Genomic DNA, 12854 nt, shown 5'->3' with positions numbered 1-12854 from the left:
GAAGGCCCTCAGCCCGGCTTGCCGGGCAACACCGGCCGCGGGCGTCGTCCCACCGTGCGCAAGGTCACAGAGCGGCTGTCCCCCGCTGACATCGAGTCCCTGATCGATCTCTACCGGGCGGGCACGACCGCCCAAGCGCTCGCGGAGAAGTTCTCGATCGGCCCGACCTCCGTGAAGGTCCTGCTGCGCGAGCGGGGCGTACGACGAGGCGGCACCTCACCAACAGCAACCTGACCCGGCCGCGGAAGCCCGGCTGCCCTCGTGGCGGCCGGGCTTTCTGCTGCACCAGCAAGGTCAACTAAACAGGAACCACACCCATGGAACACGCACCATCACACGAAAGGATCATCAACCAGGGAGACGTCCCACCCGCCGAGCAGTCGCACGACGAGCGCCTGATCAACCGAGGCATCGAGGCCGCCGCCCAGGAGGAGCGGCCCATCGACGACCGCACCGCGCGCTACATCGCCGGACAGCTGCACGGTGGTCAGGTCAGCGCCCTCTACAGCCTGGCCAGCACCGGCAACATTATCGAGGACACCGTCTACCACGAGCTGTACGAAGACCTCGAATCCCAGACGCCGGAAGTCGCCTCGTGGGTCGAAGCGCTGCGAACCTACTGCCAGGCCAGGCCCGACAAGGGTCCGGTGAGCGGCTGGGCCGAGCACGCCGCTCTCCTTGACCGCATCGAGGCCACGCGGGAGCGCACGCGGATGCTCGGCGGGATCGCCGTCGCCCCCGAACTGGCCGAAGCCGACGAGACGTCCAGGAAAGATCATTTCCTGCATCCAGACCGACTGAACGAACTGTTCGGCGAACCGCCGGACGAGGAGATCGGCCGCGCCGAGGAGCTGGGCTGGTTCGGCCTGATCGTCGACCACGGCACCGGCGGCGGCACGATCATCTCCCAGGACGAGCAGGGCTTTCGGTACGTCTGGGAGACGGAGGACGGTGAAGCCCTCGACCAGCGGTGGCAGGCCATCCTCCGGGAGTACCGACGCTACGAAGACGCTCTTGTCCAGCTCGAACGACACGAGCAGGACGACCGGTGCGAACGGGTCGGCTACGCCTGCCCGGAGTGCGAAGAGCAGATCATCGAACACTCGGTCGGACTTGACGAGTCCACCTGGACGCACCAGGACGGCGGACCGCTGTGCCCCGTCGTCGGAGACGGCGGCTACCAGCCGGCGCAACCAGGCCTCTGGCGGGACGGCGAGATCGTGCCCCTGGCTGAGCAAGCTGACGGGGACGACGCCCATGGTGACGGACCCCGCGTCTACGTGGCCAGCCTCGCCGACTACACCAACGGCGAGCTACACGGCCGCTGGATCGCCGCCGACCATGATGTCGAAGACCTGGAGGGCGCCGTTGCCCGCATCCTGGCGACCTCACCAGCCCGGCGGCACGGCGAGGCGGCCGAGGAATGGGCCATCCACGACTACGAGGGCTTCGATGAGGAGGTCACGTCCACGCTGGGCGAGGGCCGTCGCTACGACCGTTTGACCCCGCCACCGTTCAATCTTGGTGCAGGGTCCCGAAATCACTGTCCGCCCAGTCGCCAAGCGGCTCCTGACCAGGGACGATGCCCAGTGAGTCTCCGACCGACAACATCATCCACCGAGCCGAACATGTGTTCCGTGGCTCTGGTGGGTCCGGACACCGCGGTCCGTCTGGTGACCGCGATCATGGGCACGGTCGAGCTGGAATCCGGATGGGGACCGGTCGTCACTCAGCCGCCGGTGATTTCCTGACGCCAGGCGGAGAAGAAGTGGCGTAGCCGGTCGGCGGCCGGGCCGGGCAGCCCCAGGTCGTCGTCGGTGAACCGGCCGATGGTTCCGATCATGTCGGCGAACACCCGCAGGTCGAAGCCGCCATCCTGGGCCTGGGCGAGGTGGACGAGCTCCTCCTTGGCGAAGACGTTCACCAGGTCGTACACGTCGGTGAAATCACGCGCCTCGGCTCGGCCGAACAGAGCGAGGGTCTTGCGGGCCGCCAGGTCGTGGGCGCTGAGTGTCGGGCCGAGTTCGGTGAGGGTGGGTGGTTCGTCCGGCGGGCTGTCGACGCCAAGATCCACGATCAATACCTCACCATCTGTCTCGACGACAAGTCTGGCGAAGCTGTCCGTGAGCTGGACCCGCCGAACGGCCCAGCCCTGCGAAGCCGCTGCGCGTTCGAACGCCGCCGCCGTGTCGGGGATCGATGCCGTGGGCGGGAGGGCGGTGAACAGATCGACGTCGCGGGTTTCGCGGTCGACGAGATCACGCACGATGAGCGCGGCGCCGCCCGCGACCGCGAAGCCCGCGCTCTCGGGCAGCCCGAAGAAGATCCGCGCAACCGCCCGCTGCAACGATGTGATCATCTGAAGGCAACCCGTTCCCAGGCGCGCCGGATCGGGGCGGGAAGGACGAGCTCCGGCCAGGCGTCGGCGAGCAGTGCCCCGTCGACGTAGGCGAGGATGTCATCCGCCGTCCCCTCTCGCAGGACGATCTCGTACAGCCTGTGGCGCTGTCGGCGGTCGGCGAGGTCGTAGGTCCGGTCGGGGTTGGACCAGTTCAGATGGACAGGCAGGCGCACCCGTGCCAACGCCTGCCGTATCGGGAGCCGAGGCAGCCGATCCGGCACGGTGAACGGTCGCCCCCGCCCGTCCACCACGACCTCGAACGAGGGCACCGGCACCGCGTCGAGCCGGAAGCCCGCCGCCGCCAGCAGACGCGTCGCGGTCTCCAACGTCGGTGACTTCACCCCGTGCTCATAGGCCGCCAACGTCGGCCGTGACGTGCCCGCCCGCCGCGCGAGCTCAGCCCCGGACAGGCCCGCCTCCAGCCGCGCGGATTCGATCAGTCGGCCTGTCAGCGAATCCGCCATGCCCCCTCCACTGCGACCCCCTCCGCTACGGTCCTCTCCATCACGACACCAAACGTATCCGATGAGATACGCTACCCGTCTTTCGGTCCGTCCGCCGGCTCATTCGGCGTGGACCGTCATAAGCCACGCCGCCAGGCGGCCCGACGCGCCCGGGAGATGGCCGAGTAGGCCGTCAGGTCGATGTCCGAAACCGGTGAGGAGGGCTCGCAGCTGCGGATCGCTGATCGCATCGGTCAACGCACGGGTGAGGCGGTCAGCGCCGAGTATCTGGATGTCCCGGGTGTGAAAGCGGCGCGGCGCAGGGTCGACAGGCTCAGCCAGACCCAGCCGGTTCGTGACGTCGGCGAGGTGACTGGCCGCGGCACACAGCGCCGCCTCACGCTCCCGCCACCGCATCGCGCGCAGCGCACGGTGAAGGTACCGACCGACCTGGCCGCCGAGGGCCAGCTGCGCGAACGCGGTCATCAGCCACTTGTTGTACGGGGCCCACCGGCATTCGAGCAGAAACCCGATCCGGGCAAGGTCACGGGCCACCCGGGCCGCAAGCACGCGCGAGCCAAGATCGTCGTCCCGGCCGCCGGCGCGGCCGACGAACGGCTCCTCCTGGCTGACCCGCAGCCAGCCGGCCGCCAGGACATAGCGCCAGACATCATCGGGATACCAGGCCAGCGCCCGGCGCCGCGCGGTAAGAAGAGCGAGCGGGTCATGCAGAACCACGCCGCCCGTGAGACTCGCCAGGATCTGCGTCGGCGCCAACAGCCAGTCCGCCAGACCCATCCCGTCGGCGGGGTCGACACCGAGTCGATCGACGAAGAACGCTCGCGTGGTCGTCACCTCCACCTGGTGGTGCGGCCGGCCGTCATGTCGGTCGCTGTCCGGATAGATGACCGGGAAACCCTCGAACCGAGCCGGCAGCCTCTCCAGCGTGACGTTGACCGGCTCGGTGTCAAAGCCCGGCGGGACGAACAACTGCACACGAGGGCCGAAATCGTGGTCCGGGGAGACCTCGTCATCGAAACCGAGCACCTCGGAACCCTCACCGAGCAACGCCGCGGCATGAGGCACACCCGGCACCAGCGGCCGAACCGCCAACAGATCGCGCCCGCGGGGTTCCCGGAGGCTCGCCCCAGGAGGCCCCGGCCTTGGCCCACCCGGACACCACCGAACAGCCGCCCACCAGATCCATGCCGGTCGCACGGGGGTCCGGGGGTCCCTCCCGGAAAACATCGCGGCCCGCCGGGAGGCTGACCAAAGGTCGGCAACCACGACGGGCCGGCTTGTGGAGGTGGCGGGAATCGAACCCGCGTCCTCCGGCCCCGACACAGGGCTTCTCCGGGCGCATCCTGCTACTTGTTTCTCAGCCTCGTCGGACACGCAGGCAAGCCGACATAGGCTCAGTCGCTGTTTGATGTCCCGACCGACCCCGCGACCAGGTCAGCCGGTGATCCTCCTAGCGACGTCAGATTCTGGGCCGGAGGCTCTCCCAGGCTGACGACTACCTAGTCCCTCTTAAGCGGCGAGCGCGTAAGTGGGGGTAGTGGGCTGCGTCTTGTTGGCAGCTGTTGTTCTGAACGGATCGTTAACGAGATAACCGCTCATCCTCGGCCCGCTTCCCCTGCCTCGACGTCCGGAGTCGAAGCCGGTCACCCCCAAGTTCTGATCAGTTACGACGTTTCAGTGTACCGCAGACGCAGACGCAGACGCCGGCACCAGCCAACAGACGCTCCTGCCAACCCGACCCATCGCGCGCGTCACTGCGTCCAACGCTCGGACGCCGGCTCCATGTTCCCACGTCGGGCACCCCGCGTACCAACGGGTTTCCGATGTGGCGGCTGTGGCGGGCGTGGCGGCCGCGCGTCACAGCGGCCCGGCCCCGTGGGCATGCCGTCGCGGGCAACGTCGTTGTACGGAGTTGTTGTATGGATAACGGCTACCAGACGACCAGCGCCTCGGGAGATCACCGTGGAGATCAAGGAACTGGGACATCTCGTCCTCTACGTCCGGGACATCGAGCGTTCCAGCGCCTTCTACCGGGACGTACTCGGCTGGCGGCAGATCTTTCCCGACCCGGCGGGCGCGGACGGCAACCCACTGCGGGCCCCCGCCGCCGCGTTCTCCTCCGGACGCACCCACCACGAGCTGCTCCTCATCGAGGTCGGCGAGGACGCGGCGGCCATACCCCAGGGCCGGCGGGTGGGATTGTACCACTTCGGGCTGAAGGTTGGCGACAGCGACGACGAGCTGCGCGCGGTGCTCGCCCGTCTGCACGACGCGGATGTGACCGTCGTCGGCGCGTCGGATCACACGGTCACCCACAGCTTGTACATCCTCGACCCGGATGGCAACGAGATCGAGCTCTACATCGACGTTCCCGGGGTCGACTGGCGGAGCACTCCCGCGCTCGCCGCGGCTCCGGTCCGTCCGTTGCGGCTCTGATCAGATCAGAAGATCAGATCAGAGCCGCCGAAATCAGAGGCGCCGGGAGTTCCCGCCTTCCGCCGCACGGGCCGTCGCTCGGTGAAACTGTGCCCATGCGACCGTCCCCCGACCAGCGTCGGCGGCTGCCGACTCTGCTGGTGGCGTTGGCGATCCTCAGCGGTCTCGTCGACGCGGTCAGTTTTCTCGGACTCGGCCGGGTGTTCGTGGCCAACATGACCGGAAACGTCGTCCTGCTGGCCTTTGCGCTGGCCGGGGCCCCGGGCCTGTCCGCCGACCTGTCGGCGCTGGCCCTGGCTGGCTTCCTGGCCGGAGCCGTCATCGCCGGACGGATCGGCACGGTGACCATAATCGGCGGTCGCCGCTTCTCGTGGTTGATCATCGCGATGGCCGCGCAGACCGGGCTGATGGCCGGCGCGCTGATCGCCACGCTGGTCACCCAGGGACTCGGTACGGAACCCGAGATCCCCGAGATCCCCGGGGCCCGGCCCTATGCCGTCATCCTCCCGCTGGCCCTCGCGATGGGCCTGCAGCACGCGACGGCTCGGCGGATGGCCGTTCCGGACATCCCGACGAATGTGCTGACCAGCACGTTGACCGGGATCATCATCGACTCCCGGCTCGGCGGAGGAACGGGCCGCGGTGGGGCGCGGCGGACGCGGCGGTTCGCCGGCCCCGTCGCCATGTTCGCCGGAGCCCTGATCGGGGGCCTGTGCCTGCTCCATCTCGGCCGGATCGTCCCGCTCGTCCTGGCGACCGGTACCGTCGCCGGCTGCCTGATCGCCACCGTGACCGGCACCGTTGCGGCGCCATGATCAGGAAGCCGGAGAGACTTCGCCACCCGCGCCGCCCGGCCTGGTCGCACGGCGCCGCTGCCGGATGACGACCGTCGTGTCGAGACCGCCCTCGCCGTCCGCCTGGGCAGCTGCGAGATCCCGCTCAGCCAGCTCGATCATCGGCAGCGGGATACCACGCCGGCCCGCCTCGGCAAGGCAGATCCGCAGATCCTTGCGCATCCAGTCGACCGCAAACCCGAAATCGAACTCGTCGCGCACCATGGTCTGACCACGATTCGCCAGGTACCACGAGTTGGCGGCGCCGCCGGCCACGGCGGAAAGCACCAGATCGGTGTCCAGACCGGCGGCAATAGCAAAGTTGATGGCCTCGGCCGCCCCTTCGACGGCTCCCGCCACCAGAATCTGATTGACCATCTTGGTGAGTTGTCCGCTACCGACCGGCCCGATCCTCGTGATGGTCGCGCCGTAGGCGGCGAGCACCGGCCTGGCCCGCTCGATCGTCTCAGGATCCCCACCGCACATGATGCTCAGCCGGCCGGCCATGGCACCCGCCTCCCCGCCGGAGACCGGGGCATCGACGAAACCGACGCCGACCTCGGCGGTGCGCGCCGCGATCTCCTCCGCGAGTTCCGCGGAGGTCGTCGTGTGATCGACGATGATCGCACCGGGCCGAAGCGCTCCCAGCACCCCGTCGGCACCGAGGACGACCTCGCGGACGTCGTCATCGGCACCGACGCAGAGGCAGACGACGTCGACCTCGGTCGCCGCGGCGGCGGGCGACGGCGCGATCCGGCCGGAATGTTCCTCGGCCCAGCGTGCCGCGGTCGCGGCCGTGCGATTGAACGCGGTGGTGGAGAACCCGGCCCGAACCAGGTGACCGGCCATGGGAAATCCCATCGTGCCCAGTCCGACGAAGGCAACACGCATGAACGTCACTCCTGTTTCGCCCCCGATGGCGTCCACCGGGATCGGTCGGTCATGAGAGTCGGTCGGTCATGAGAGTCGGTCGCCACCGCCCCGACATCCGATACCCCCGACATCCGATACCGGGGTGCAGACGAAGGCCCAGGGAGCTCCACGCAGCCTCGTCATCACCACGGTGACGGCCGGTCCACCGGGAATCAGATCACGACGGCGGGGTAGCAACCGGCGACGGATCTCCTCGACGTCGCCGGCGAGACCGCGTCGCCGGACGTCCAGCGACCCGATCTCACGAGACCGCAACAGGTCCGCGATCCGGCGCACGTCGAAGGGCAGCTCGGCCTCGATGCACAGCAGGCGGGCGAAGGGGGTCGTCACTGCCTCGTCGGAGGTCAGGAAGGCGATCATCGGATCAATCTGCCAGGCTCCGAGGCGCCGCCCGAGCTCGCCGATCAGGCCCGCCCGAGTGACCGCCGGGCTCGGATCGTGGAGGAACCGGCCCGGAGCCGCTACCCGACCGGCTAGCTCGCCGACCCGACCCACCCGACCCACCCGACCCGCCCGACCTGTATCCGCCGGGACGACTGGATCCGGGGTCCCGGTGAGGCTCACCGGCGCTCCCCTGGCCCGCAGGGACGCCGAGCCGCCCGGCCCGGGCAGCACAGTGGCGCGACGCGGGGCGGTCGCGAGGGCCGGTGAAAACAGTACGGCCTCCTTGAGATCCCGTCCGTCGGCCACGAACTCGATCTCCCAGCCGGGGGGAACCAGCTCCGTCGCCAGCCCTGGCGCGGCCTTCACCGCGACGGCCGCAACCTTGTCGGCAAGCCCGAAGCACCAGGCCAGCGGCGGCTCGCTCGCCCGCGACACCAACCGACGGTCGCCGGCACGCCGGGCCGGATCGACGAACACGGCGTCGCATCCGGAGAGGTCCACCTCCCGCACGTCGGACAGGCGCGTCTCGAGGCATCCCGTCGGCACGGTCGATCCCGTGGGCGGCGCGGTCGTGGGCAGCACCGTCGTGGGCAGCACCGTCGTGCCCTCGACCGCGTGGACGGCGACGTTGAGCGCGGCCATCCGCAGATGAACCGGATCCCGGTCGACGAGCATGATCTCCCGGCCCCGCGCGAGGGCCAACGCGTCCCCGCCGATCCCCGTGCACAGGTCGGCGAGCCGGCACAGACCGGCGAACCGCGCGGCCCGATGCTCGGCCGCCGCCTGCGAGGACGCTTGTTCCAACCCGGCTCGGGTGAAGAACATCCGATCGGCCCGAGCAAACTTGACCATCGCGCGCCGCCTCAGCTCCGCCTGAGTGAACGCGGCGGCGAGGAGCGCGGGGGACACGCCCTCGGCGCGCAGGCGGGCACCGACAGCCAGTTCCCGGGCCGCGCCTCCACCGGCACGCTCATCCTCGGCAAATGCCGCGACCGCCGCCGCCAGCACCGCCTTACCCTGGGCGCTCAGCAGGGCCTCGAACTGCGCCAGCCGGTCGCCGTCGGAGGCGGTCACGGCGACCCGGATGCTGCCGGAACCGGCGAATCCGCGGCACGACGACGAAATAACGACGACGGGAACATCGACAGAAACGTCGACAGGAACATCGGCGGCACCACGGACGGTGTCATGGACGGCTGGCTATCAGAGGTAGCGCCCCTTGGCTCGGCGGCCCATCGCCCGGCCGATCTCCCGGGCCGCGTCCCGCTCCGCGATCGCGTGCCGTTTGTCGTAGGACTTGCGGCCACGCGCCAGCGCAATTTCGATCTTCGCCCGCCCGTCCTTCCAGTAGAGCGAGAGCGGGACCAGCGTGAGCCCACCCTCCTGGGTCTTACCGACCAGCTTTTCGATCTCCGCCCGGTGCAGCAGCATCTTGCGCTTGCGGCGGGGAGCGTGGTTCGTCCAGGTCCCCTCGGTGTACTCGGGGATGTGCACGTTGTGCAGCCAGATCTCACCATCGCTGATCTGGGCGAACCCGTCGACGAGCGAGGCCCGCCCGGCCCGCAGCGCCTTCACCTCGGTGCCACGGAGCACCAGCCCAGCCTCGTAGGTGTCGAGGATGTCGTAGTCATGCCGGGCGCGCTTGTTCTGCGCGATCAGTCTGCGCCCCGTCTCCCTCGGCACTGTCCTGTCCCTCTTCCCACACCGTTCGCGAAATCTTCTCCGAACCTACGTCCTGCCTCCCGCGTCGGTGACACGCCGGCTCCACCGCGAGGACACCCATGGTATCGATCATGTGAGCGCCATCGTCGGTCGCCGACGTGGCCCGGGTGACGTCGCCGAGCGCTCCGTAGGGCGACGAGCGCCGTCAGCGCGCCCCGCGGAGGAGCCGCCGCGGCGGCGCGACCTGGGCGTTCAGCACCTTCCACCTCCTTGCTCGGCTGTCGAGCTTGCTCGGCCGTCGAGACGATGGACTTGATGACGATGGACTTGATGAACGGTGCCAGCGAGTACTATACTCGAACACACGTTCGATGACCAGAGTGTTCAGGCGGATCGGCGGCGATTCCTGCCGGCAGATCCAACCGCTCCCTCTACGCGCCCATGACAGGCGGCATGATGCATCCAGTGACCAGACCCGGTTCATCGCTTCGGCCCGGCTCACAGTCCAGTCCGGGCGAGTCCAGTTCAGGCGAGTCCAGCCCGCGCGAGGAAGCAGAGGCCCTGGGCCCCCGCGACACCGGAGTCGACGACCGTGGTTCTCTTTCCCGTCATCTGGACTCATCGATGGTTTATGGTCATCGTGTAGCTGAACTCGACGCGGACGGATGCCTCCGGGCAGATGTGGAGATCGGTCGGGAGATCGCGCGCTGGGAGGCGGCACGGCTGCTCGTGAGAGCGAGGTTCGCGCAGCTACGGCCGCCCACGGAAGAGGATGAGAGCGGGGTTGCCAGGGGATTTCACGAGTTCGCGGGAGACGAACTGGCCGCCGAGCTGAGAATGTCATCAGCGGCGGGAAACAAACAGTTGGGTTTCGCGGTCGGCGTCGTCCGCCGCATGCCGGCAGCGCTGACTGCTCTGGAACATGGTGAGCTAGATTCCCAGCGGCTGACCGTGCTGGAACGACTGACGGCCAACCTGTCGGACGACCAGGCCGCGGACGTGGCGGAGACGGTTCTGCGCCGGGGTGGGCGGCCGAGCCACGCAGCGTTCGCGGCCGCCGTTCGACGGCGTGTGGTGCTGGTAGACCCTCAGGGCGCGGAACAGCGTCGCCGCAGGGCGACGAAGGCGCGTCGGGTGACAGTGCGGGCCGAGCCGGATGGTATGGGCCGCATCTCGGCCTCGCTTCCGGCGGACCGCATGCTCGCGGCGTTTCGACGAGTGGACCTTCTGGCGAGGAGAGCGGGCGGTGCGCAGGACGGTCGCGGGCTCGAGCAGCGTCGGGCCGACGTTTTCTACGACCTGCTGATGGGGCGGGATCGTGACCGTGTCAGTATCGAGATGCAGGTGGTCGTGTCGGCTTCCTGTCTGCTGGGTATGTCGGAACGGCCGGCGGAACTTCCCGGTTATGGCCCGATACCGGCCGGACTCGTTCGCGAGATGGCCGAGAACCCCCGATGCACATGGCGGCGGATACTGATGGATCCGCCGGAAGGACGAGTTCTGGAGGTCAGCCGGCGTCGCTTTCCCTCGGCCGCCCTGGCTCGTCATGTTCGAACTCGAAACCCTACATGTGTCTTTCCGGGATGCGAGCAGCCTTCCATTCACTGCGATCTTGATCATACCAGGCCGCATCGTCGAGGTGGCCAGACGAGCGAGCGGAACCTCGGGCCAAAATGCCGGAGGCATCACCGGCTGAAACACTCGGGTGAAAAGCGGCCTAGGCGTGACGCCAAGCAAGGAGCTACGAGAAGACCGGGGCGGCCGGGCACATCATCTCCCGATCAATCCACGCAGAAGGGATGGTCCGTGTGCCAGCCCAGGCCTGGACATTTCACCTGGACGAGCCCGGAGGGACGCCAATATGAGGTGTCACCCGAAGATTATCTCAAGGAAGTATTCATCGAGGATGATGTCCAGTTCGAATCGAAGCGAACCGGGGCCGAGCGACGGATGACGCCTCAGACCCGCAGATGACGGCGGAGCGCCACCGAAGCCATCACGGCGGCGGCGAGCACACCGACCCCCAGCACGACGGCCGCGGTCTCCCAGACCGCCGACCAACCGAACAGGGGGAACATCGTCTGCTTCGCGAACCGGCCGTCCACCAGGTAGATCTTCGCCAACGCAAGCACGCCCGTGGCGAGCAGCCCGCCAACCAGCCCCACCGCCGCGATCTCCAAGACGAACGGAGCCCGGATTGTTCCGTTGGAAGCACCGACCATCTTCATGATCGAAGTCTCCCGTCGCCGGGCGTGCGCCGAGATCCGGATCATCGTGTAGATGAGGGCGAAGGACGCCAGGGCCTGCACGCCGGCGAGGGCGAAAGCGCCCGCTGTGAAGGCGTCGAGGAACCGGTACAACGGGTCAAGCAGGCCGCGCTGGTCGCGAACAGCTTCCACCCCGTCGAGGCCGGTGTAGGTGACGACGATGTCGCGGGCCGCTCGCGGATCGGTAAGCGTGAGTCGTAGCGCCGCGGGCAGGTCGTCGGGTCCGACACCGGCGAGGACGTCGGGCGATCCACGGAAGTCCCGGCGGAAACGGTCGTACACCTGCTGTTTGCTTTCGTACCGCACGTCGGCGACCAGTGGATCCGCCGCGATCTCGGCATCGAGGGCAGACCGCTCGCCCGGGGTGATGCCATCGGAGAGATCAACGACGACCTCGATCTGGTCGAGCAGGAAGTCGTCGATGGTGTGCACCTGCGCCCGCAGGAGCAGGCCCGACCCCAGCAACGCCAGGCAGATCGTGACAGTTATGATCATGGCACAGGTCATCGCCAGGTTGCGGCGCAGGCCCGTCCACAGCAGCGACGCCAGCAGACCCGGTCGCATCAGCGGACCCGGTCGGCCGGCACCCTGGGCCGGGGCCGGGGAATCATCGGCACCGCCAGATCATCCTGGTTGTAACGTCCGCGAGCCTCGTCCCGGATCAGCGCGCCGTCGCTCAGCTCGAGCACCCGGCGGCGCATCGCGTTGACGAGCGACGCGTTGTGGGTGGCCATCACGACGGTGGTGCCGGCCTGATGAACAGTGTCGAGCAGGTTCACGATCTCGATGCTGGTGTTCGGATCGAGGTTGCCGGTCGGCTCGTCGGCCAGCAGGATCCGTGGACGGCCAACGAACGCCCGGGCGATCGCGACCCGCTGCTGTTCGCCTCCGGAGAGTTCGTCGGGATACCGGTCCGCCTTCTCCGCGAGGCCGACCAGGTCGAGTGCCTCCGGCACGACGCTGCGCACGACATGCCGAGGACGGCCGACCACGTCGAGGGCGAACGCGATGTTCGCCGTTACGGTCCGATTCGGTAGCAGGCGAAAGTCCTGGAAGACACAGCCGACCAGCCGGCGCAACTGGGGCACCCCGCGGTCCGGGATCCGCGCGACGTCACGGCCAGCCACCAGCACCCGGCCGGACGTCGCTCGTTCCTCCCGCAGCAGCAATCGCAGCAATGTGGTCTTACCCGATCCGGACGGACCCACGAGGAAGACGAACTCACCGACACCGATCTCCGCGGTGACATCGACCAGCGCCGGCCGGTCGCCGTTCGGGTACCGCTTGCTCACGGAACTCAAAACAATCATTGCGCCTTCCCACACGCCTATGACTTTCAGTAGCCGTATGGTAGGGCGTGACGAAGGTCGGGGACCGCAGGTTACGCCCGACCGGAATCTCCGGGAACAGCCCGGACGGGTCGCCGCCCGCCCGATCGACCTTTGACGGAGCGGCACGCCACCGTGCGCGGGCG

General features: G+C 68.5%; 13 protein-coding genes and 1 other RNA gene. 5 read left to right on the top strand and 9 right to left on the bottom strand.

Annotated features, from left to right (window positions below; translation table 11 throughout):
• Nucleotides 1-54 precede the first annotated feature (54 nt).
• The gene (locus FRANCCI3_RS25905) at nt 55-234 is read left to right on the top strand and encodes a helix-turn-helix domain-containing protein (RefSeq protein WP_035732570.1); all 180 of its coding nucleotides are present in this window, start codon (nt 55-57) and stop codon (nt 232-234) included.
• A gap of 83 nt (nt 235-317) precedes the next feature.
• Complete coding sequence (locus FRANCCI3_RS23145) at nt 318-1751, top strand: antirestriction protein ArdA (RefSeq protein WP_011435262.1); 1434 nt, start codon at nt 318-320, stop codon at nt 1749-1751.
• Here the strand turns inward: FRANCCI3_RS23145 and FRANCCI3_RS04060 are convergent.
• The 4 genes from FRANCCI3_RS04060 to ssrA form a co-directional block, all read right to left on the bottom strand.
• Nucleotides 1730-2359, bottom strand: coding sequence for a nucleotidyl transferase AbiEii/AbiGii toxin family protein (locus tag FRANCCI3_RS04060; RefSeq protein WP_011435261.1), 630 nt, complete (start codon nt 2357-2359; stop codon nt 1730-1732). The two genes, FRANCCI3_RS23145 and FRANCCI3_RS04060, sit on opposite strands and share 22 nt — an antisense overlap.
• Nucleotides 2356-2865 carry a helix-turn-helix transcriptional regulator gene (locus tag FRANCCI3_RS04055; RefSeq protein WP_011435260.1) on the bottom strand — a complete coding sequence of 170 codons (510 nt, stop codon included), beginning with the start codon at nt 2863-2865 and terminating at the stop codon, nt 2356-2358. The genes FRANCCI3_RS04060 and FRANCCI3_RS04055 overlap by 4 nt, the downstream gene beginning before the upstream one ends.
• 99 nt (nt 2866-2964) lie before the next feature.
• A complete protein-coding gene (locus FRANCCI3_RS04050) occupies nt 2965-3939 on the bottom strand; it encodes a DUF4037 domain-containing protein (RefSeq protein ID WP_235186836.1) in 975 nt (324 codons plus the stop codon).
• Nucleotides 3940-4142: 203 nt separating this feature from the next.
• Nucleotides 4143-4516, bottom strand: a transfer-messenger RNA (tmRNA) gene (ssrA, locus tag FRANCCI3_RS24060).
• Nucleotides 4517-4827: 311 nt separating this feature from the next.
• On the opposite strand from ssrA, the gene FRANCCI3_RS04045 reads away from it, so the two are divergent.
• Together FRANCCI3_RS04045 and FRANCCI3_RS04040 are read left to right on the top strand one after the other, a co-directional pair.
• Nucleotides 4828-5301 carry a VOC family protein gene (locus FRANCCI3_RS04045; RefSeq protein ID WP_023839931.1) on the top strand — a complete coding sequence of 158 codons (474 nt, stop codon included), beginning with the start codon at nt 4828-4830 and terminating at the stop codon, nt 5299-5301.
• A 95-nt stretch (nt 5302-5396) separates the two neighbouring features.
• The gene (locus FRANCCI3_RS04040; RefSeq protein WP_011435257.1) at nt 5397-6116 is read left to right on the top strand and encodes a YoaK family protein; all 720 of its coding nucleotides are present in this window, start codon (nt 5397-5399) and stop codon (nt 6114-6116) included.
• On the opposite strand, the gene FRANCCI3_RS04035 is transcribed toward FRANCCI3_RS04040, so the two are convergent.
• The 3 genes from FRANCCI3_RS04035 to smpB all read right to left on the bottom strand — a co-directional run bounded on the left by FRANCCI3_RS04035 (nt 6117) and on the right by smpB (nt 9134).
• Nucleotides 6117-7025: an NAD(P)-dependent oxidoreductase gene (locus FRANCCI3_RS04035; protein ID WP_011435256.1), complete on the bottom strand. Its 909-nt coding sequence runs from the start codon at nt 7023-7025 to the stop codon at nt 6117-6119.
• 66 nt (nt 7026-7091) lie between these two features.
• A complete protein-coding gene (locus tag FRANCCI3_RS04030) occupies nt 7092-8525 on the bottom strand; it encodes a THUMP-like domain-containing protein (RefSeq protein WP_011435255.1) in 1434 nt (477 codons plus the stop codon).
• 129 nt (nt 8526-8654) lie between these two features.
• Nucleotides 8655-9134, bottom strand: coding sequence for an SsrA-binding protein SmpB (gene smpB, locus FRANCCI3_RS04025; RefSeq protein WP_011435254.1), 480 nt, complete (start codon nt 9132-9134; stop codon nt 8655-8657).
• A 420-nt stretch (nt 9135-9554) separates the two neighbouring features.
• On the opposite strand from smpB, the gene FRANCCI3_RS24055 reads away from it, so the two are divergent.
• Entirely contained in the window at nt 9555-11087 is a 1533-nt protein-coding gene (locus tag FRANCCI3_RS24055) for an HNH endonuclease signature motif containing protein (RefSeq protein WP_011435253.1), read from the top strand.
• Here FRANCCI3_RS24055 and ftsX read toward each other — a convergent pair.
• Nucleotides 11072-11944 carry a permease-like cell division protein FtsX gene (gene ftsX, locus FRANCCI3_RS04015; RefSeq protein ID WP_011435252.1) on the bottom strand — a complete coding sequence of 291 codons (873 nt, stop codon included), beginning with the start codon at nt 11942-11944 and terminating at the stop codon, nt 11072-11074. The two genes, FRANCCI3_RS24055 and ftsX, sit on opposite strands and share 16 nt — an antisense overlap.
• Nucleotides 11944-12690 carry a cell division ATP-binding protein FtsE gene (ftsE, locus tag FRANCCI3_RS04010; protein WP_011435251.1) on the bottom strand — a complete coding sequence of 249 codons (747 nt, stop codon included), beginning with the start codon at nt 12688-12690 and terminating at the stop codon, nt 11944-11946. The genes ftsX and ftsE overlap by 1 nt, the downstream gene beginning before the upstream one ends.
• Nucleotides 12691-12854 lie beyond the last annotated feature (164 nt).

The sequence above is a fragment of the Frankia casuarinae genome (assembly GCF_000013345.1).
GTDB classification, from domain to species: Bacteria; Actinomycetota; Actinomycetes; order Frankiales; family Frankiaceae; genus Frankia; species Frankia casuarinae.
This window is presented reverse-complemented; position numbering and strand designations above follow the sequence as displayed.

What these genes read in the sequence shown, in the direction of transcription:
- FRANCCI3_RS23145 (WP_011435262.1), top strand. Translation starts at nt 318, where the DNA reads ATGGAACACGCACCATCACACGAAAGGATCATCAACCAGGGAGACGTC.
- FRANCCI3_RS04040 (WP_011435257.1), top strand. Translation starts at nt 5,397, where the DNA reads ATGCGACCGTCCCCCGACCAGCGTCGGCGGCTGCCGACTCTGCTGGTG.
- FRANCCI3_RS24055 (WP_011435253.1), top strand. Translation starts at nt 9,555, where the DNA reads ATGACAGGCGGCATGATGCATCCAGTGACCAGACCCGGTTCATCGCTT.
- FRANCCI3_RS04035 (WP_011435256.1), bottom strand. Translation starts at nt 7,025, where the DNA reads ATGCGTGTTGCCTTCGTCGGACTGGGCACGATGGGATTTCCCATGGCC.
- FRANCCI3_RS04060 (WP_011435261.1), bottom strand. Translation starts at nt 2,359, where the DNA reads ATGATCACATCGTTGCAGCGGGCGGTTGCGCGGATCTTCTTCGGGCTG.
- ftsE (WP_011435251.1), bottom strand. Translation starts at nt 12,690, where the DNA reads ATGATTGTTTTGAGTTCCGTGAGCAAGCGGTACCCGAACGGCGACCGG.
- FRANCCI3_RS04055 (WP_011435260.1), bottom strand. Translation starts at nt 2,865, where the DNA reads ATGGCGGATTCGCTGACAGGCCGACTGATCGAATCCGCGCGGCTGGAG.
- ftsX (WP_011435252.1), bottom strand. Translation starts at nt 11,944, where the DNA reads ATGCGACCGGGTCTGCTGGCGTCGCTGCTGTGGACGGGCCTGCGCCGC.